19 protein-coding genes are annotated in these 17,862 nt (G+C 72.4%); 14 read left to right on the top strand and 5 right to left on the bottom strand.

Going from position 1 to position 17,862, the window contains the following annotated elements; genetic code table 11:
• Positions 1 to 8 precede the first annotated feature (8 nt).
• The 5 genes from ACWD4U_RS26485 (at position 9) to ACWD4U_RS26465 (ending at position 5,679) form a co-directional block, all read left to right on the top strand.
• Complete coding sequence (locus ACWD4U_RS26485) at positions 9 to 1,439, top strand: WXG100 family type VII secretion target (RefSeq protein WP_363456208.1); 1,431 nt, start codon at positions 9 to 11, stop codon at positions 1,437 to 1,439.
• A 91-nt stretch (positions 1,440 to 1,530) separates the two neighbouring features.
• A complete protein-coding gene (locus ACWD4U_RS26480) occupies positions 1,531 to 2,937 on the top strand; it encodes a S8 family serine peptidase (RefSeq protein WP_363456205.1) in 1,407 nt (468 codons plus the stop codon).
• A 201-nt stretch (positions 2,938 to 3,138) separates the two neighbouring features.
• Complete coding sequence (mycP, locus tag ACWD4U_RS26475; protein ID WP_363456202.1) at positions 3,139 to 4,509, top strand: type VII secretion-associated serine protease mycosin; 1,371 nt, start codon at positions 3,139 to 3,141, stop codon at positions 4,507 to 4,509.
• 277 nt (positions 4,510 to 4,786) lie between these two features.
• Complete coding sequence (locus ACWD4U_RS26470; protein ID WP_363456199.1) at positions 4,787 to 5,101, top strand: hypothetical protein; 315 nt, start codon at positions 4,787 to 4,789, stop codon at positions 5,099 to 5,101.
• Positions 5,102 to 5,130: 29 nt separating this feature from the next.
• The gene (locus ACWD4U_RS26465) at positions 5,131 to 5,679 is read left to right on the top strand and encodes a DinB family protein (protein ID WP_363456196.1); all 549 of its coding nucleotides are present in this window, start codon (positions 5,131 to 5,133) and stop codon (positions 5,677 to 5,679) included.
• A gap of 7 nt (positions 5,680 to 5,686) precedes the next feature.
• On the opposite strand, the gene ACWD4U_RS26460 is transcribed toward ACWD4U_RS26465, so the two are convergent.
• Together ACWD4U_RS26460 and ACWD4U_RS26455 are read right to left on the bottom strand one after the other, a co-directional pair.
• A complete protein-coding gene (locus ACWD4U_RS26460) occupies positions 5,687 to 6,781 on the bottom strand; it encodes a DUF2332 domain-containing protein (RefSeq protein ID WP_363456193.1) in 1,095 nt (364 codons plus the stop codon).
• 306 nt (positions 6,782 to 7,087) lie between these two features.
• Positions 7,088 to 7,537 (bottom strand): hypothetical protein, encoded by a 450-nt coding sequence (locus ACWD4U_RS26455; RefSeq protein ID WP_363456190.1) that lies wholly within the window; start codon positions 7,535 to 7,537, stop codon positions 7,088 to 7,090.
• 240 nt (positions 7,538 to 7,777) lie between these two features.
• Here ACWD4U_RS26455 and ACWD4U_RS26450 point away from each other — a divergent pair, with 240 nt between their 5' ends.
• Positions 7,778 to 9,058 (top strand): cation diffusion facilitator family transporter, encoded by a 1,281-nt coding sequence (locus tag ACWD4U_RS26450; protein WP_363456187.1) that lies wholly within the window; start codon positions 7,778 to 7,780, stop codon positions 9,056 to 9,058.
• Between the two features lie 52 nt (positions 9,059 to 9,110).
• Here ACWD4U_RS26450 and ACWD4U_RS26445 read toward each other — a convergent pair whose 3' ends face one another.
• Positions 9,111 to 9,620: a hypothetical protein gene (locus tag ACWD4U_RS26445; RefSeq protein WP_363456184.1), complete on the bottom strand. Its 510-nt coding sequence runs from the start codon at positions 9,618 to 9,620 to the stop codon at positions 9,111 to 9,113.
• A 317-nt stretch (positions 9,621 to 9,937) separates the two neighbouring features.
• Here ACWD4U_RS26445 and ACWD4U_RS26440 point away from each other — a divergent pair, with 317 nt between their 5' ends.
• On the top strand, positions 9,938 to 10,963 hold the full coding sequence (locus tag ACWD4U_RS26440; protein WP_363456181.1) for a type IV toxin-antitoxin system AbiEi family antitoxin domain-containing protein: 1,026 nt from the start codon (positions 9,938 to 9,940) through the stop codon (positions 10,961 to 10,963).
• Between the two features lie 43 nt (positions 10,964 to 11,006).
• Here the strand turns inward: ACWD4U_RS26440 and ACWD4U_RS26435 are convergent, their stop codons facing one another.
• Positions 11,007 to 11,603: an isochorismatase family protein gene (locus tag ACWD4U_RS26435; protein WP_363456179.1), complete on the bottom strand. Its 597-nt coding sequence runs from the start codon at positions 11,601 to 11,603 to the stop codon at positions 11,007 to 11,009.
• Positions 11,604 to 11,742: 139 nt separating this feature from the next.
• Positions 11,743 to 13,056 (bottom strand): nicotinate phosphoribosyltransferase, encoded by a 1,314-nt coding sequence (locus ACWD4U_RS26430; RefSeq protein WP_363456176.1) that lies wholly within the window; start codon positions 13,054 to 13,056, stop codon positions 11,743 to 11,745.
• A 128-nt stretch (positions 13,057 to 13,184) separates the two neighbouring features.
• On the opposite strand from ACWD4U_RS26430, the gene clpS reads away from it, so the two are divergent.
• The 7 genes from clpS (at position 13,185) to ACWD4U_RS26395 (ending at position 17,743) form a co-directional block, all read left to right on the top strand.
• Positions 13,185 to 13,478 carry an ATP-dependent Clp protease adapter ClpS gene (gene clpS / locus ACWD4U_RS26425; RefSeq protein WP_363456173.1) on the top strand — a complete coding sequence of 98 codons (294 nt, stop codon included), beginning with the start codon at positions 13,185 to 13,187 and terminating at the stop codon, positions 13,476 to 13,478.
• Between the two features lie 43 nt (positions 13,479 to 13,521).
• Positions 13,522 to 14,097: a DUF2017 domain-containing protein gene (locus ACWD4U_RS26420; RefSeq protein ID WP_363456170.1), complete on the top strand. Its 576-nt coding sequence runs from the start codon at positions 13,522 to 13,524 to the stop codon at positions 14,095 to 14,097.
• Positions 14,098 to 14,224: 127 nt separating this feature from the next.
• The gene (locus ACWD4U_RS26415) at positions 14,225 to 15,682 is read left to right on the top strand and encodes an amino acid permease (protein WP_363456168.1); all 1,458 of its coding nucleotides are present in this window, start codon (positions 14,225 to 14,227) and stop codon (positions 15,680 to 15,682) included.
• Between the two features lie 21 nt (positions 15,683 to 15,703).
• A complete protein-coding gene (locus ACWD4U_RS26410; protein WP_363456165.1) occupies positions 15,704 to 16,135 on the top strand; it encodes a M67 family metallopeptidase in 432 nt (143 codons plus the stop codon).
• 141 nt (positions 16,136 to 16,276) lie between these two features.
• Positions 16,277 to 16,390, top strand: a complete 114-nt coding sequence (locus ACWD4U_RS26405; protein ID WP_324606789.1) for a putative leader peptide — start codon at positions 16,277 to 16,279, stop codon at positions 16,388 to 16,390.
• A gap of 106 nt (positions 16,391 to 16,496) precedes the next feature.
• On the top strand, positions 16,497 to 16,775 hold the full coding sequence (locus ACWD4U_RS26400; RefSeq protein ID WP_363456162.1) for a MoaD/ThiS family protein: 279 nt from the start codon (positions 16,497 to 16,499) through the stop codon (positions 16,773 to 16,775).
• Positions 16,775 to 17,743, top strand: coding sequence for a PLP-dependent cysteine synthase family protein (locus ACWD4U_RS26395; RefSeq protein ID WP_363456159.1), 969 nt, complete (start codon positions 16,775 to 16,777; stop codon positions 17,741 to 17,743). The genes ACWD4U_RS26400 and ACWD4U_RS26395 overlap by 1 nt, the downstream gene beginning before the upstream one ends.
• The last annotated feature ends 119 nt before the right edge of the window (positions 17,744 to 17,862 follow it).

Below are 17,862 nucleotides of genomic sequence, written 5' to 3'. Positions count from 1 at the left end.
AGCCATCTGTGAACGACTTCACCAACTTTCACGCCTACAGTCACGGCGACCTGCGCAACATGGTGCAGTCCATGGACTCCGGCGGGGTCATGTCGGCCGCCGATCCGTGGCGTCGCGCGACCGACACGCTCAAGCAGATCCACTCTGCTTTGAACACCGCGGCGTCGGACGCCACCGCGTCGTGGCAGGGCAGTACCAGCGACACGTTCCACGCGCGGATGATCAATCTGTCCGACACGGTCAACAACGCAGCGGCGTACGCCAATGACGCTGCGAACGTGCTGCAGATGATGTCGGAAGCGATCGACACCGCGAAGCGCAACATGCCCGAGGAGCCGAGCTTCTGGGACAAGGCGGGCGACGCGATCAGCGATACCGCGCAGAGCGCGGTGGGTGTCGACAACGAGGACACCCGGACCTCCGTCGCTGACTCGCGCAAGGCCAAGGCTGTGGGCGTCATGGAGACCCTAGCGGCCAGCTACCGGAGCGCGACCTCCTATCTGAAGCCGCCGCCCCCGCCGCCCCCGCCGCCGCGGGGATATCTGGACGACAAGCAGCAGCTTCCGCCGCCGGACAACTCGGGTGCCGACGCGATCAGCGCGTTGATCGTGGGAGGCGGCCTAGGCCTCGTGAACGCCGGTCAGTCGATCGCTCCCTCTGGGGCGTCCAAGAACACCGGGTCGTCGAGCAACCGTGCCCCGCAGGCTCCCAAGCCTGCGGTGATCCGGCCCGCCGACCCCGGCATCTCGGGCGGCACGGCCAACCCCGTGCCGCAGCCCAAGGGGCCCAGCACCGGCATCGACGGGATTCATGGCGGTACGGGCGGCCCAGGTACCACCTCGACCATCGGTGGTACCAGCGGTATCGGCGGCGGCCGCGGTATCAACGGCGGCGGAGGCCTTGGGACGGCACCCAACATCGGTCCGGGTGGTCTGATCGGCCGTGGCGAGGAAGGCATGCTCGGCGGCTCCGGCATCGGCAGCAACCGGGCCGGCTTCACCGGTAGCAACGCCTCGAAGTCCGGCGCCTTCGGCGCCGGCGGCATGGGCGGCGCCAACGGTCCGGGCGGAATCGGCGGCGGAGCCGGTGGTGCCGGTGCCGGCGGCGCGGGCGGCAGCGGTGCAGGGGGTCGCTCCGGTGGCAGCCTGACCAGCAAGGCCGGCGGTGTCATCGGCGAGTCCACCCGGAGCACTGCGGGCGGACGTTCCTTCACCGAGGGCGGTTCGGGCATCGGACGCAGCCGTCCGGGCCAGGGCGCCGGGGCCGGCCAGGCCGGCGGTCCGGGGCAGGGCGGTGCCGGACAGGGCCAGGGTGCCGCAGGGCACGGCCAGGCCGGCAAGAAGGACAAGAAGAAGGGCAAGGACCGTCCCGACTACCTCGTCGAAGATGAGGAAACGTGGGCGTCCGGGGACCAGGTCAATCCGAACGTGGTGGAATGACCTTCGGCCACGAGAACAGTCGAACATGACCCGGCCGTCCGCAGATCCCAGGGTCTGCGGGCGGCCGCTTCAACGAGTGGGGTGACAAGGCTTGACGACCAGCCGATCCGTGCGCGGTCTGGCCGCGCTCGCCGCGGGGGCCCTGGTGTGGGGCATGAGCGCCGGACCCGCTTCGGCGGATCAGATCCGTGACGGCCAGTGGGTTCTGCAGAATTACGCCGTCGACTCGCGGGTCTGGCCCGTCAGCCAGGGTGAGAACGTCACCGTGGCAGTGATCGATTCCGGCGTTGCCGAGCATCAGGACCTTGCCGGACAGGTTGTTCAGGGCGCCGAGTTCCCGAGCGGGGGAGACCCCAGAGTCGACACGATCGACCACGGCACTGGCATTGCGGTGGACATCGCCGGCCGAGGACACGGCGATCACGCCGGAATCATCGGCTTGGCTCCCAAGGCCAAGATCATGCCGCTCAAGGTCAACACCCAGTCGGGCGAGAAGGAAGGCAGCTTCGACGCCAACGCCGTTGCCGCCGCGATCCGTTACGCGGTGGACCACGGAGCGAAGGTCGTCAACATGTCGTTCGCCGGAACGGACGGGACGAACAAGAACCTTCGTGAGACCGTCAACTACGCGATCCAGAAGGACGTCGTGCTGGTCGCGGCCTCCGGGAACGACGGCGACCAGCCCAATGTGAAGATCGGCTATCCCGCGGCATTCCCCGGCGTCGTGGTCGTCGGAGCGATCGACAGGAACGGTGACCTCTGGCCGCGCTCGGTGACCGGCGATCAGGTCACGCTTGTCGCTCCGGGCGTTGACATCTACACCGTGTCGTCGAAGTCGACCTCCAGCTACGCAGTTGCCAACGGCACGTCCGATTCGGCGGCCTATGTCTCGGCGATCGCCGCCCTCGTTCGGTCCAAGTATCCGAACCTGTCGGCCGGTCAGGTCATCAACCGGATGATCAAGAGTGCGGCGCAGCCCGAAGGGAAGGGGCCGTTCCCGAACAGCAAGTTCGGCTACGGGATTGCGTCGCCCGGGTCCTCGCTTGCCGCGAACCCCGCGGTGGACAACGGGCCGAAGGAGAACCCGCTGCTGGCCCGAGCCGAGTCGCCAGGGAGTGGCGCGACTCAGGGTGCGTCCTCCTCCGCCACGGCCGGCACCGGCAACCCTGCCCCGAGTAGTGGGACGTCCAACGGAGCCAGCAGTTCCTCCAGCAGCAGTGTCACGGTGATCGCCGTGGTCGGCGGCGTCCTCGCTCTCGTGGTCGTCGTCGTGATCATCGTCCTCATCCGCCGCTCGCGGAACCGCAACGGGGGTGGGCCCAACCCGCCTGGTGGGGGGGCGCAGGGGCCGGGGTACGGGGGTGGGTATCCGCCGCAGCAGGCGCAGCAGGTGTACGGGCAGCCGCAGGGTGGCGGGTATCCGCAGCAGCAGCCGTACCCGCAGCAGCAGTACCCGCCGCAGGCGCCGCCCGCGGGTGGGAATCCTTACCAGCACTGAACGGTGAGTTGGAGCGGTCCCTCGGACTGGGCGACATGGGCCCCGGCCGGGGGACCGTTCGTTGCCCGGGGGGCCGCGGCAGCACGGGCAGTCGGATGACTAGGGGACGGGGGTCCGCGAGTGAGCGGGAGAGTGGTGCGGGGCGCGGCCGTGTTGGTGGCGGGGGCGTTGGTGTGGGCGGGCGGCGGTGGGGGAATCGCCTTGGCGGATCAGATCCGTGACGGGCAGTGGGTGTTGCGGAACTACGGCGTGCAGGACCGGGTCTGGCCGATCAGCCAGGGTGCCGGGGTGACGGTCGCGGTGATCGACTCGGGCGTGGCCGAGCACCAGGATCTGGCGGGTCAGGTCGTGCAGGGGACGGACGTCTCGGGCGGCGGGGACCCGCGGGTCGACAGCATCGGTCATGGCACGGGGATCGCCGCTGACATCGCGGGCCGGGGGCACGGCGACCGGGCGGGGGTGATGGGGTTGGCGCCCAAGGCCAAGATCATGCCGGTCAAGGTGATGACGCAGTCCGGGGACCGGGACGGCAGCTTCGACTCCAACCAGATCGCCGACGCGATCCGCTACGCGGTCGACCACGGGGCGAAGGTGGTCAACATGTCCTTCGGCGGGGTCGACGGGACGAACGAGAAGCTTCGCGGGGCAGTGGCGTACGCGGTCGAGAAGGAGGTCGTCCTGGTGGCCGCGTCGGGGAACGACGGCGACCGGCCGGGGTCGGGGATCGACTATCCGGCGGGATTCCCCGGCGTGCTCGTGGTGGGGGCGGTGGACCGGAACGGCGAGGTCTGGCAGAAGTCGGTCGGCGGGAAGCAGCTGACGGTCGTCGCACCCGGGGTGGACATCTACACCGCGTCCACGACCTCGAACTCCAGCTACGCGACGGCTACCGGGACCTCCGACTCGGCGGCCTACGTGTCCGCGGTCGCGGCGTTGGTGCGGTCGAAGTACCCGAACCTGTCGGCGGGTCAGGTCGTCAACCGCATGATCAAGAGCGCGGTGCAGCCGGACGGCAAGGGGCCGTTCCCCAATGACAGGTTCGGCTACGGGATCGTCTCGCCGGCCGCCGCCCTCGCGGCGAACCCGGTGGTGGACAACGGGCCGAAGGAGAACCCGCTGCTCGGCCGTCCGGAGCCGAACCCGAAGGCGGCGGGCCACGCGACCGCTTCGGTCGACCCGGCGGCACCGACCCCGGGCGGGGGTCAGGCGGCCGCGTCGAGTCAGGACGGCTCCGGCAACGTCGGCAACAAGCTGCTCGTGGTGGCCGGCGCAGGTCTGGGCCTGGTCGTCGTGGTCGTCGTGGTGGTGTTGGCGGTGCGGTCCGGACGCCGGCGCCGGTCCACCGCACCCGGCGGCGCCCGCCGACCGGACGGGCCCACGTACGGATACCCGCCGCACCACGGCCCGCACCCACAGCCGTACGGCCGGCCTCAGCCACCCGGTCAGCCCCAGCCCCCGCAGCCCTACGGTCAGCCCCAGCAGCAACAGCCCTACGGTCAGTTCCAGCAGCAACAGCCCTACGGTCAGCCGCAGGCGTACCCGCCGGGCGGGGGGAATCCGTACCAGCGGTGAGGTGGCGCGGTGGCGACACGCTCACGGATGGGGGCGGTTGCTCGTGTGGGGGCGGCCGGTCAGGTAGGAGATGGCTGAGGAGTCGTCGGATACCTGGAGGGTCGTTCGTCATGATGCGTTGGAAGATTGCCGTGGTGGGAGTACTGGTCGCGGTGGCGGGGGTTGCGGGGGCGGGGCCGTCGGCGGCTGCGGACGGGCCGCAGAACGCCGAGCAGGCGGCGGTGTGTTCGAAGATGTTGGGGTCGCTGCTGCCGGGGCTCGTGCCGACCTCGATGGTGTGCAAGATCAACTCGGCGGGGTAGCTCGACTGAGCCGCCTCGCGGATGTCGGAGCGCTGCCCACGATCGAGGCCGACCGGCACGACACCGCCTCCGGCCCCCTGGTCGCGGTGGGCGACTGCCACACCTGCGACCGGGAGGCCGCGTTCGACGGGTTGCCGCAGCAGGAGCGGTTCGCCTCGGACGTCCAGTGCCGCCCGGCCCACGCGGACGCCCACGGGCGAATGGCCCGCGCGGATGCCCACGGGCAGGCAGCCCACGCGGGCGCCCGCTGGCGGGATCTCGATGACCGCTGGCGGTTGCGCCCCTGGTGAGGGGGTGGCCGCCGCGCCATCCTGGACGCATGATCACTCCTGACACCAAGGACTGGACCTGGGTCCTCGAACGCTCCTGCGCCGACTGCGGCCTGGATGCCCAGGCGGTGCCGTACCTCGAGGTCGCGGGCATGATCCGCGCCAACGCGGCGTCCTGGACGGAGATCCTCGCCGCCGATCCCGCGCAGCTGCGCGAGCGGCCCGGCCCGGATACCTGGTCGGACCTCGAGTACGCGTGCCACGTCCGCGACGTGTTCCGGCTGTTCGACCAGCGGCTGGCGCTGGTACTCGGTGAGGACGACCCGACCTTTGCCAACTGGGACCAGGACGAGACGGCCGTGGCGGAGCGCTACGGCGAGCAGGACCCGGCCCGGGTCGCGGTCGAACTCGCCGAGGCCGCGGAGCAGTTGGCGAGGTCCTTCGAGGCGGTCGAGGGTCCGCAGTGGCAGCGCACCGGCACCCGCAGCGACGGCGCCCGGTTCACCGTGGAGTCCTTCTCGCGCTACCTGATCCACGACCCGGTGCACCACCTGCACGACGTCACCGGCATCAAGCACCAGGCCGCCAAGGCGAACTGACGACTCCTCAGAGTTCGAAAGCGGGGTCGGACGCGGCGAGCGTCCAGGCCGGCAGCCCGTGCGGCACCGACTCCGCCAGCACCCGCTCCCGCCCGGCGCCCAGCCGGGCGGTGAGCAGGAAGCGGTGCTCGGCGCCGACCCGGCGGGGCTCCAGGGCGAGGTGGACGAACGGAGCGGACGGCCCGGCCGCGGTGGCCAGGCGCGCCAACTCGCCCTCCACGGACTGCCATTCGTCCGCCGGGACGTACTGCCGCATGACCGAGTGCCAGACCACGGTCAGCGTCCCCTCGGCGACCTCGACCTCGCGCAGGAACGCGGCGGCGCCGAGCGGTGCGACGGGGGCGGGGGTGCCGGCGGCCAGCTGCAGGGCACCGTCCAGCCGTGACAGGCGCGGGAGTTGGTCGGCCCAGACGTAGGCGCGCAGGGCGAGGGAGCCGGCCGCGGAGCGGGGGTCGATCGGGGTCGGGTCGCAGCCGCGGCGTTCGACCACCTGCTGGAGCGGGGCGTCCGGCAGCCACGGCGGCGGGTCGCCGCGCCAGGCGTCGGCGAGCAGGACGGGGGAGTCCGCGGGGCCGTAGGAGAACCCGGGGGAGGCGCAACGGAACTGCTCGGCCAGGAGGTTGAGCCCGGCGCTGGAGCCGAGCTCGAACAGCCGGACCGGCAGCGGGCCGGTGGACAGTTCGCGCTGGGCCCAGGTCAGGCCGGCCAGCAGCAGATTGGCCCGGCCGACCTCGTTGGTCTGCGGGGGCCGGGTCAACCAGTCGCGGATCCAGGGCAGTTCGGCGGCCACGGTGGCGCGGAACGCGGGCCAGGGCGCGTCCGGGTCGGCGGGGTCGAACCGGCCGCCGGCGCTCGGGTAGTGGACGGCGAGGGCGGGCGCCCGGCCGGAGAGCACCAGGGCGTGGACGGCGCCGAGCAGGCGCAGGGCGATGGCGGCCGGTCCGGGGGCGTCCTCGTGTCCGGCGATCGCCTCGGCGCAGGGGCCGGCCTCGGCCAGGTCCTCGGCGGCGCGGCGCAGCAGGGCGGCGGACAGCGGCGAGCCCAGTTCGGCGCAGGCTTCGGCCTGGTGCCGAAACATGGCGACGGCGTGGTCGAGCGGCATACGGGGTCTCCGTCCTCAATCGACTGGAGATCATCTTTCGCCGGAGCGCCATGCCGCGGTAGCGCCCCACGGGGTGATTCCCCTCACGGGCGCCCCGCCCGCCTGCTCCGGCTGCCCCGCCACCCACCCCTCTCCACCCCCATCGGCCCCGCCCGCGACGTCGTTCGCCCGGACGCTGCGCGCGGAGGCACGCGAGGGGCGGGGAACGGGCTCAGGGGCGCGTGTGGCGGCCCCGCACGCGGGGTGGCGCGGCCACACCCGCACCGTCCGCCACGCGGCCGCCACGGCGGCGTCGGAGGCCCGTGCTCACCAGTCGGCGGTGCGGCGGCGGTGGGTGTGGCGGAGCTGGCTGGTGATGTTGGCGGTGTCGCCGCCCACCACGTCGGCGATCTCGGGCGTGGCCAGGCCGACCACGTAGTGCAGGATCGCCAGGTCCTCGTCGTCGCCGCCGGGACGCAGGTCCTCGCCGCCGACCAGGGCGTGCTGCTCGGTGACGGTGTCGCGGAGGATCTGCCAGGCCGCGGCAGCGGGGTTGGGGCTCTCCAGGACGGTCGGCCAGACGGCGGCCAACGCGTGCAGGGCGAGCCGGACCACCCGGTGGGCGGCACCGGGCTCGCGGAACCAGACTCGGGCGTAGCTCAGGTACCGGGGCTCGTGCAGTTCGCAGAAGGCGGCGAACTCGACGGAGACGTGCGGAAGTTCGGTGGACCAATCGACGGATGCCGAGTCTGCGGCCGGGATATGACGGTCAGTCACATCAGCTGCCTCTCGATCTGGGTCCGGACGGGGAGCGTCAGCGCTCACTCTAGGCCCTCGGGCAGGTGCTGTGGGTGACAAGTCTGCTGAGATGCCCGGCACCGGACCGTATTCCGGCCGTTGTGTGACGCCCCGTCAGCAGTCATCGCTCCCGGGGCGCAGCTGCGAGCACGTCGCACCTGGTCAGACATGGTAGATCGGCAGTGGCTGCAGGGCAGTTGGTGTGCCACTGTGAGCCCCATGGGTGAACGCGGACACGGCGACGGGACTCACCTTCCAGAGCGAATCCCGGGCCACGGGCATGACCACCATCACACATCCGACCGGCAGCACCGGCACGGCCACGAGCACCACGGCCACCACCACCCGCACGGCGGCACCGGCCAGGACCCCCACGAGAACAGCCACGGCCACCGTCAAGACGGCCCCGACCATCACCACGGCGACCATACCGACTCCCGGCACGGCGATCACCACCACGCCGAGCACCATCGCACCGAGCACCATCACACCGAGCACCATCACACCGACCACCCGCACGGCCGGACCCGCGCCCGCAGGCTGGCCCACCGGCTCGCGCACCTGTTGCGCCCGCACTCCCACGACGCCGCGGACCGGGTGGACCCGGCGATGGAGTCCTCCGCCGCCGGGCTGCGCACGCTGTGGGTCTCGCTGCTGGTGCTGGGCGCCACCGCCGCCGTGCAGGCGGTGATCACCGCACTGTCCGGCTCGGTGGCGCTGCTCGGCGACACCGTGCACAACGTGGCCGACGCGCTGACCGCGGTGCCGCTGGGCGTGGCGTTCCTGCTCGGCCGGCGCGCCGCCAACCGGAGCTACACCTACGGCTACGGCCGGGCGGAGGACCTGGCGGGCGTCGCGGTGGTGGTGGCGGTGGCCGCCTCCTCGCTGCTGGCCGGCTGGACGGCGGTGGACCGGCTGCTGCATCCGCGACCGGTGGAGCACCTGTGGGCGGTGGCCGGCGGGGCGCTGATCGGCTGCGTCGGCAACGAGTGGGTGGCCCGGTACCGGATCACCACCGGGCGGCGGATCGGCTCGGCGGCACTGGTCGCGGACGGTCTGCACGCCCGCACCGACGGGCTGACCTCGCTGGCGGTGCTGTTCGGCGCGGGCGGCAGCGCCCTGGGCTGGCGGCTCGCCGACCCGGTCGTGGGGCTGCTGATCACGGTGGCGATCCTGGCGGTGCTGCGGACCTCGGTGCGCGAGGTGGGCCGACGGCTGATGGACGCCGTCGACCCGGCCCTGGTGGACGCCGCGGAGCGCGAACTCGCCGCGGTGGACGGGGTGCGCGGGGTCGGCGCGGTGCGGATGCGCTGGATCGGCCATGCGCTGCGCGCCGAGGCGGAGGTCGTGGTCGACCACACGCTGACGGTGGTGGCCGGCCACCAGGTGGCGGTGGCCGCGGAACGGGCGCTGATCCGCGCCGTCCCCCGCCTGCTCGCCGCCACCGTGCACATCGACCACGTCCCGGCCGAGGGCCGACCCGCGCACCTCGGCGCCTGACGCGCCATCAGCTGACTGACCAGGCGTCATATGTGGTCGCCCGGGCGGTCCTTCAGGCCCCGAAGGCCCGCCCGGCCGACCCGACTCCGCCCTGCGCGGCACCAGCACCAGCACTCGCACCGGCCGCCCCACCCGCAGCCGCGTGCGCCGCCGCGCTCGCCGCCGCGGCCTCCGCCGCGAGGGCGGCCGAGGCCACCGTCTCGGGGGAGCGGCGTTCCTGGCGGGGGATGCCCGAGTCCGGTCCGGGGCGCAGTGGGAGTTCGTCGACCGCCTCGCGCGCGGCCAGGTAGGCCTGCACGGCGGCGATCCCGTACACGGGCTGGATCAGTTGGTGGCCCTTGAAGAACGGCCGGGCCGGGGCGAACCCGGCGGCGGTCACCAGGTCGCGGATCTCGGCTATCTCTTCCTCGCTGCGCGCCGTGAAACGCACCTCCCAGCCCTTCTTGTACGCGCGGCCCTCGTCGCCGCCGCGCCGGGCGGGATCGGGTTGGCGGACGTAGCCGGGCAGGCGGCCGAGGCGCAGTCGGGCGGCGCGCTGGGCGGATGACTCGTCGCGGGGCATGAGCCGATGTTAGGCAATTCGGGGGTGCCCCGGTGTAGCCGGGGCGGTATCCAACCGTGTGGGCTCGATCACGGTCGGTCAGGACGCGCAGGTCAGCGTCCTGGTGTGGGAAGAGTCGTGATGCTGTGGCGATCCAATGAAAATCGGATAGTAGAAAACAAGTCCGATCTAATCCGGCAACGGAGTGAACGTCCTATCCGCCGAATGGGTGAGGATATGGGGACTTTAGTGCGGAGCAGTCCCGGTTTGACGACGGTTGGGTAACAGCTCGTCAGGTCAGGAGTCGACTGTCGGTGGTGCGGGGGAGTGTTGACGGCATGAACTACCAGATTCCCCCGCAACCCGCCTCGCTCGAGGAACTCGCCCGCCGCCAGCAGAACGTGGTGACGGCCAGTCAGTTGCGCGCCCGGGGCGTGCCGGCCCGCATGGTGAGCGAACACTGCCGGAGCGGCGGTCCGTGGCAGCGGCTGCTGCCACGGGTCTACCTGCTGCAGGACGGCTCACCCACCCCGGAGCAGCGGATGTGGGCGGCGCTGCTGTACGCGGCGCAGAACGGCCGGGAGGAGGGCGGCCGGGAGGGCGCGGTGATCACCGGCGCGGCGGCCCTGGCGCTGTACGGCTTCGTGTCGATGCCGCGGCTGCCCGCGGTGCTCGGGGTCGAGGTGCTGGTGCCCCGGCAGCGCCGGCTGCGGGACTCCGGGCCGGTGCGGATCCGGCGCACCGAACGGGAGTTGGTGGCCCGGTCGGTGCACGGCCTGGCCTGCGCGCCGGTCGCCCGCGCGGTGGCCGACGCGATCCGCGAGTGGACCGAGCAGGGTGCCTTCGAGACCGGACTGGTCGGCCCCGGCCTGCTGCGCGCGGTGCTGCGCGAGGCGGTGGAGCGGGAGGGCGGCTGCGCGGCCGCCGAGCTGATTGGCGAACTCGCCGACGCCGGCCTGCTGGAGGAGCCCCGGGTGCGCGCCGCGGTGGACGAACTCCTCGCCGCGCGGCGGGAGTCGGCGTTCGCGAAGCTGGCCGGGCTGGCCGCCGAGCAGGGCCTGCCCGCCCCGCTGGCCGGCCCCGAGCTGCGGATGCGCGGCGGCACGTACATCGCGGTGCCCGACCTGTACTGGCCGGAGGCCGCGGTGGCGGTCGAGGTGGACTCCGAGCTGCGCTGCGTCAGCGAGGGCGAGGCGGCCTGGGTGCGCGGCGGCCAGCACCGGATGGAGTACCTGGGGGTGCGCGTGGTGTACGTCTCCTCGGCCCGGCTCGCCGCCGAACGAGACGTGGTCGGTGGCGAGTTGGCCGAGGCGTACGAGCGCGGCGGCGAGGACGTGGTGGAGCTGGTGGTCACCGAGCGCTGACCGCCGACAGAGTGACGGTCGGTCAGGTGGACCTGGCGGAGGGTCAGCCGGTGGTGCGGACCACCGGGGCGCCGGTCAGCTCCACGCCCGCGGCGCGCAGGTCGTCCAGGGCGGTGGCGGTGGTGGCGGGCGCGACGCCGGCGGTCAGGTCGAGCAGGACGCGGGTGCCGAAGCCCTCGCGGGCGGCGTCCAGGGCGGTGGCCCGGACGCAGTGGTCGGTGGCGATGCCCACCACGTCGACGTCGGTGACGCCGCGTTCGCGCAGCCAGGCGGCGAGGGTGCCGCCGTGCTCGTCGAGGCCCTCGAAGCCGCTGTAGGCGGCGGCGTGCGCGCCCTTGGAGAAGACCGCCTCGACGGCGCCGGAGGTGACCGAGGGGGCGAAGTTGGGGTGGAAGCCCACGCCCTCGGTGCCCGCCACGCAGTGCACGGGCCAGCTGGAGACGTAGTCGGGCTCGGCGGCGAAGTGCGGGCCGGGGTCGATGTGGTGGTCGCGGGTGGCGACGATGTGGGCGTAGCCGGGAGCGGAGTCGGCGATCAGGTCGGTGATCGCGGCCGCGACCTCGGCGCCGCCGGCGACGGGAAGGCTGCCGCCCTCGCAGAAGTCGTTCTGCACGTCGACGACGATCAGGGCCCGGTGCATGGCTGGCTTCTCTCGTTGGGATGGGGTGCGGCCCGAGGCGGCCGCGTCGGCGGGTGGTGCTCCGGGACCGGCCCCGGAAGCGGTGGCGCTTGGCACTCTAGGCAGTGGCGTGCGACGGCGGAAGGGTCCGCGCCGCGGCTCAGCCGGTGTGACGCTCGGTGGTCAGGACCGGCTCGCCGCGGGAGAGCTGGGTGGCCGACAGCGGGAGCGCGGCGCGGGCCCGGCGGTGGCGCTCGCGGGCGGCGTCCAGCGGTTCGCGGCCGACCACCTCGCCGCCCTGGATCAGCGGCACGTGCACCAGGTGCGGCTCCAGTTCGGCGGGCACCGGGCCGGTGCCGACGATCTCGGTGTCCGCGACGCCGTCCGCGTCGGGCCGACGGGCCGCCCACTTGCGTCCGCCGACGCTGGTCTTGCCGCCGGCCGAGCGCTTGGCGACCGGCACCAGCTCGCCGCCGGGCACCGACTCGCGGGCGACCAGCTTGTAGACCATCGCGCAGGTCGGGTGGCCGCTGCCGGTGACCAGGCTGGTGCCCACCCCGTAGCCGTCGACGGGGGCGGCGGCGAGCGCGGCGATGGCGTACTCGTCCAGGTCCGAGGTGACGATGATCTTCGTCCCGGTGGCGCCGAGCTCGTCGAGCTGGCGGCGCACCCGGTGGGCGAGCAGGGTCAGGTCGCCGGAGTCGATCCGGACCGCGCCGAGGTCGGGGCCGGCCACCTCGACCGCGGTGCGGACCGCCTCGGCCAGGTCGTAGGTGTCCACCAGCAGGGTGGTGGAGCGGCCCATCGACTCGATCTGGGCGGTGAAGGCGTCCTTCTCGGTGTCGTGCAGCAGGGTGAAGGCGTGCGCGGCGGTGCCGGTGGTGGGGATGCCGTAGGTGAAGCCGGCCTGAAGGTCCGAGGTGGCGGCGAAGCCCGCCAGGTAGGCGGCCCGGGCGGCGGCGACCGCGGCCTGCTCGTGGGCGCGCCGGGCGCCCATCTCGATCACCGGCCGGTCCCCGGCGGCGGCGGTCATCCGGGAGGCCGCGGCGGCGATCGCCGAGTCGAAGTTGAGGATCGACAGGATCACCGTCTCCAGGATCACCGCCTCGGCGAAGCTGCCCTCCACGGTGAGCAGCGGCGAGCCGGGGAAGTACACCTCGCCCTCGGGGTAGCCGTGGACGTCGCCGGTGAACCGGTAGTCGGCGAGGAAGCGCAGGGTGTCGTCCTCCACCACCTTCTGGTCGGCCAGCCAGTCGAGTTGCGGGGTGGTGAAGCGGAAGTCCTCGATGGCGTCCAGCACCCGGCCGGTGCCCGCGACCACGCCGTAGCGGCGCCCGTCGGGCAGGCGGCGGGTGAAGACCTCGAAGACCGATCGGCGATGGGCGGCGCCGCTGCGCAGCGCGGCCTGCAGCATGGTGAGCTCGTAGCGGTCGGTGAGCAGCGCGGAGCTGCGGTGCGCGGTGATGGCGTCCATGGGGATGATGCTACTACCACTTAGCGTCAGTTTGACGATTTCTCGCGCCGGGTCGACCCTGATTCGCTCCGCCGTCCCTCGGATGGAAGCATGGGGAGGGAAACCGAGTCGACGAGGAGAGGCAGCCTGTGAGTGTCGCGCCGGTGGAGATCGAGCGCCCGGAGACGGAGGGGGTCCCGGTCACCGAGCCGGACACTCCGTGGGTGACCATCGTCCACAACGACCCGGTCAACCTGATGAGTTACGTGCAGCACGTCTTCCAGGCGTACTTCGGGTACCCGAAGGACAAGGCCCGCAAGCTCATGATGGACGTGCACACCAAGGGGCGGGCGGTGGTCTCCAGCGGCACCCGCGAGGAGATGGAGCGGGACGTGCAGGCGATGCACGGCTACGGCCTGTGGGCCACCCTCCAGCACGACTGACGGCCCGTCATCCACCGATCCACGAGGGACTGATCCGAAACCCATGGCCGGTTTGTTCGAAAGCACCGGAAGCGGCGGCGCGGCGATCGCGCTGGACGAGGTGGAGTGCTCCATCCTGCGCTCGCTCGAGGTGCAGATGCTGGAGCTGATCGGCCCGCCGCCGGGCGGGGAGAGCACCGACCCGCTGGCCGCGCTGTTCGCCGAGGGCCCCAGCGAGGCGCCCGCCGACCCCGCCCTGCTCCGGCTGTTCCCGGACGCGTACGGCGGCCCCGGCGCCGCCGAGGACGCGCAGACCGCCGAGATGTCCGCAGAGTTCCGCCGCTACACCGAGCTCGACCTGCGGGCCCGCAAGCGCGAGGACGCGCTGGCCGTGGTCCGGTCGCTGGACGGGCTGGCCGGCGAGGGCGGCGTGGTCAAGCTGGAGCCGGCGCAGTGCCCGCGCTGGCTGGGCGCGCTCAACGACCTGCGGCTCACCCTCGGCTCCCGGCTGGAGGTCGCCGAGGACGACGAGGAGGGCCTGTACCAGCTGCCCGAGGAGGACCCGCGCAAGCCGCTGGTGATCGCCTACCTGTGGCTCGGCGCGATGCAGGAGAGCCTGCTGGAGTCGATGACGGACTGACGCCGGCCCGGCCCTCCGCCGCCCGCGTTCATATTGTCCGTTTCCTCAGAGAACGCTCAGATTCGCCCCGTTATCTCCGGTGTGCGTGGTTCACTGCTGCCCTTGGCCGGACAGTGAGGCGAGGGCGATGGCAGAACAGACAGAGCGGGCGTACGACGAGGCGACCACCGCGGTCGGGAACGCGCAGGAGGAGGGCTACCAGCGCGGTCTGGGCAGCCGTCAGATCCAGATGATCGCGATCGGCGGCGCGATCGGCACCGGCCTGTTCCTGGGCGCGGGGACCGCGATCTCCAAGGCCGGGCCGAGCCTGATCCTCAGTTACGCGGTGGCCGGCGTGGTGATCTTCGTGATCATGCGGGCGCTCGGCGAACTGCTCACCTACCGGCCGGTCTCCGGCAGCTTCGCCGAGTACGCCCGGGAGTTCCTCGGCCCGTTCGCCGGGTTCGTCACCGGCTGGACGTACTGGCTCTTCTGGGTGGTCACCGGCATGGCCGAGACCACCGCCGCCGCGGTCTACGTGCGGTTCTGGGCGCCGGACATCCCGCAGTGGCTGACCGCGCTGGTGTTCCTGGTGCTGCTGTACGCGGCCAACCTGATCTCGGTGAAGCTGTTCGGCGAGATCGAGTTCTGGTTCTCCATGGTCAAGGTCACCGCGATCATCGGGATGATCCTGATCGGCGTCGGCGTGCTCACCCTGGGCTTCTCGGACGCCGGGGACACCGCCTCGGTCAGCCACCTGTGGGACCGGGGCGGCTTCTTCCCGCAGGGCGTCGGCGCCACCGTGATGACCCTTCAGATCGTCATGTTCGCCTACCTGGGCGTGGAGTTGGTGGGCGTCACCGCCGGCGAGAGCGAGAACCCGGAGAAGACCCTGCCGCGGGCGATCAACACCCTGCCGCTGCGGATCGCGCTGTTCTACGTCGGCGCGCTGGTGATCATCCTGTCGCTGGTGCCGTGGACCGAGTTCCAGCCCGGGGTCAGCCCGTTCGTCGCCGCATTCGGCAAGATCGGCATCCCCGCCGCGGCCGGGATCATCAACTTCGTGGTGCTCACCGCGGCGCTCTCCTCCTGCAACTCCGGGATGTACTCCACCGGCCGGATGCTGCGCGACCTGGCCCTGCGCGGCCAGGCCCCCGGCCGGCTCACCCGCCTCAACGGGCGGCGCACGCCAGCCGCCGCGATCACCCTGTCCTGCCTGCTGATGGGCGCCGGGGTGGTGCTCAACTACCTCGTCCCCGAGCGGGCGTTCCAGTACATCACCTCGATCGCCACCGTTTGCGGCCTGTGGACCTGGGGCGTCATCCTGGCCAGCCAGCTGCGCTACCGCGCCGCCTGGACCAGCGGACGCCTGCCGGCCCCGAGCTTCCGCGCCCCCGGCGGCCCGCTGCGCAGCCGGCTGGCGCTGGCCTTCCTGGTCCTGGTCGCGGTCCTGATCGCCTTCGACGAGAACGCCCGCATCTCGCTGTACGTCTTCCCCGGCTGGGCGCTGTGCCTGGTGATCGGCTACGCGGTGCTCAAGCGCCGCGCCCCGTCCGCCCTGGACGGCGCCCCGGACCCGCACCGCCACGCCGGAAGCCGCGGATAGCCGCTCGCTATCCTGGCCCGCATGCTGACCATCACCCGAGAACTGCGCGACCGGATCGTCGCCCACGCCCGCGAGGACCACCCCGACGAGGCGTGCGGCGTGGTCGCCGGACCGGCCGGCAGCGGCCGGCCCGAGCGGTTCGTTCCGATGCTCAACGCGGCCCGCTCGCCCACCTTCTACGAGTTCGACTCCGGTGACCTGCTGAAGCTCTACCGCGAGATGGACGACCGGGACGAGGAGCCGGTGGTGATCTACCACTCGCACACCGCCACCGAGGCGTACCCGTCCCGCACCGACGTGAGCTACGCCTCCGAGCCGTTCGCCCACTACGTGCTGGTCTCCACCGCCGAGGGCACCGGCGCGGACGACCCCTACCAGTTCCGCTCGTTCCGCATCGTGGACGGCGTGATCACGGAGGAAGACGTCGAGGTGGTCGAGGCCTACCAGGCCTGAGCCGGAGCCGCCCGGGGACGGGCCCGTCCGCACCGCGCCCCGCGCGGCGGCCGGGCCCGTCTTCTCATTCCCTGGAACGCAGACGACCGGATGGCGAGACGGAGCTGTCACTGCGGGGGCGGGAATCGATACGATGCGTCCATGCGTTCCGTCGATGTGAGCAACCAGGCCCCAGGCATCCGCCTCGTGGCGCGCCTGCACGTCGACCTGTGCCGGCTCGCCAGCGCGATCTGTCCCGGCACCGCCGCGCGCTGACGCGGCAACGACCCGCCCGAACTCCGGCCCCGCGTCCCGGGGCCGTTCCCTCCTGCCGCGCCCACGCCGGCCCGGCCCCCGAATTCACTCCCACAGGAGCGCAGTCATGGCCATCGAGGTCCGCATCCCGACCATCCTCCGCAGCTACACCGACGGCGCCAAGGCCGTCGACGGCACCGGCGCCAACCTCGGGGAGCTCTTCACCGACCTCGACGCCCGCCACCCCGGCCTGGCCGCCCGCCTGCTCGAGGGCGGCGAGCTGCGCCGCTTCGTCAACGTCTACCTGAACGACGAGGACGTCCGGTTCCTGGACGGCGTGTCCACCTCCGTGGCCGACGGCGACAGCATCACGATCCTCCCCGCCGTGGCCGGCGGTATGAAGTAATGCGCTACGACAGCCCGCTCGAAGCCGTCGGCAACACCCCGCTGGTGCGGCTGCCGCGGCTGTCCGCGGCGATCCCCGGCAACGCGGACGGCCTGGTCTCGCTCTGGGCGAAGCTGGAGGACCGCAACCCGACCGGGTCGATCAAGGACCGGCCGGCGCTGCACATGATCGAGCGGGCGGAGGCGGCCGGCCGGCTCACCCCCGGTTGCACCATCCTGGAGCCCACCAGCGGGAACACCGGGATCTCGCTGGCGATGGCGGCCAAGCTCAAGGGCTACCGGATGGTCTGCGTGATGCCGGAGAACACCAGCGAGGAGCGCCGCGAACTGCTGCGGATGTGGGGCGCGGAGATCATCTCCTCGCCGGCCGCGGGCGGCTCCAACACCGCGGTGCGGATCGCCAAGGAGATCGCCGCCGAGCACCCGGACTGGGTGATGCTCTACCAGTACGGCAACCCGGACAACGCGGGCGCGCACTACGCGACCACCGGCCCGGAGATCCTCGCCGACCTGCCCACCGTCACCCACTTCGTGGCGGGCCTGGGCACCACCGGCACCCTGATGGGCGTCGGCCGCTACCTGCGCGAGAAGGTCCCCGGCGTGCAGGTGGTCGCCGCCGAGCCGCGCTACGACGACCTGGTGTACGGCCTGCGCAACCTCGACGAGGGCTTCGTACCGGAGCTGTACGACGCCGAGGTGCTGACCACCCGGTTCTCGGTCGGCTCGGCCGACGCGGTGACCCGTACCCGGGACCTGCTCCAGCAGGAGGGCATCTTCGCGGGCGTCTCCACCGGGGCGATCCTGCACGCCGCGATCGGGGTGGGCCGCAAGGCCGCCCAGGCCGGCGAGCGGGCGGACGTGGTCTTCGTGGTCGCCGACGGCGGCTGGAAGTACCTGTCCACCGGCATCTACACCGCCGAGTCCACCGAGGCGGCGGTCGAGGCCCTGCACGGCCAGCTCTGGGCCTGACGGTCCGTCGACACGGCGGCGGGGGGCCCCCCCCCCGGGGGCCGCCCCCCGGCGGGGGGCGCTGCCAGTGGCCCAATTTTTGGGTCTATATCCCGGGGGGTGTCAACAGTGATGTTTTG

The sequence above is a fragment of the Kitasatospora sp. NPDC002522 genome (genome assembly GCF_053595195.1).
This window is presented reverse-complemented; position numbering and strand designations above follow the sequence as displayed.

Excerpts from the sequence above, each read along its gene's own strand:
- ACWD4U_RS26410 (WP_363456165.1), top strand. The coding sequence starts at position 15,704 with ATGCTGACCATCACCCGAGAACTGCGCGACCGGATCGTCGCCCACGCC.
- ACWD4U_RS26395 (WP_363456159.1), top strand. The coding sequence starts at position 16,775 with ATGCGCTACGACAGCCCGCTCGAAGCCGTCGGCAACACCCCGCTGGTG.
- ACWD4U_RS26415 (WP_363456168.1), top strand. The coding sequence starts at position 14,225 with ATGGCAGAACAGACAGAGCGGGCGTACGACGAGGCGACCACCGCGGTC.
- ACWD4U_RS26430 (WP_363456176.1), bottom strand. The coding sequence starts at position 13,056 with ATGGACGCCATCACCGCGCACCGCAGCTCCGCGCTGCTCACCGACCGC.
- ACWD4U_RS26435 (WP_363456179.1), bottom strand. The coding sequence starts at position 11,603 with ATGCACCGGGCCCTGATCGTCGTCGACGTGCAGAACGACTTCTGCGAG.
- ACWD4U_RS26440 (WP_363456181.1), top strand. The coding sequence starts at position 9,938 with ATGAACTACCAGATTCCCCCGCAACCCGCCTCGCTCGAGGAACTCGCC.
- ACWD4U_RS26450 (WP_363456187.1), top strand. The coding sequence starts at position 7,778 with ATGGGTGAACGCGGACACGGCGACGGGACTCACCTTCCAGAGCGAATC.
- ACWD4U_RS26400 (WP_363456162.1), top strand. The coding sequence starts at position 16,497 with ATGGCCATCGAGGTCCGCATCCCGACCATCCTCCGCAGCTACACCGAC.
- ACWD4U_RS26420 (WP_363456170.1), top strand. The coding sequence starts at position 13,522 with ATGGCCGGTTTGTTCGAAAGCACCGGAAGCGGCGGCGCGGCGATCGCG.
- ACWD4U_RS26460 (WP_363456193.1), bottom strand. The coding sequence starts at position 6,781 with ATGCCGCTCGACCACGCCGTCGCCATGTTTCGGCACCAGGCCGAAGCC.
- ACWD4U_RS26405 (WP_324606789.1), top strand. The coding sequence starts at position 16,277 with ATGCGTTCCGTCGATGTGAGCAACCAGGCCCCAGGCATCCGCCTCGTG.
- ACWD4U_RS26465 (WP_363456196.1), top strand. The coding sequence starts at position 5,131 with ATGATCACTCCTGACACCAAGGACTGGACCTGGGTCCTCGAACGCTCC.
- ACWD4U_RS26445 (WP_363456184.1), bottom strand. The coding sequence starts at position 9,620 with ATGCCCCGCGACGAGTCATCCGCCCAGCGCGCCGCCCGACTGCGCCTC.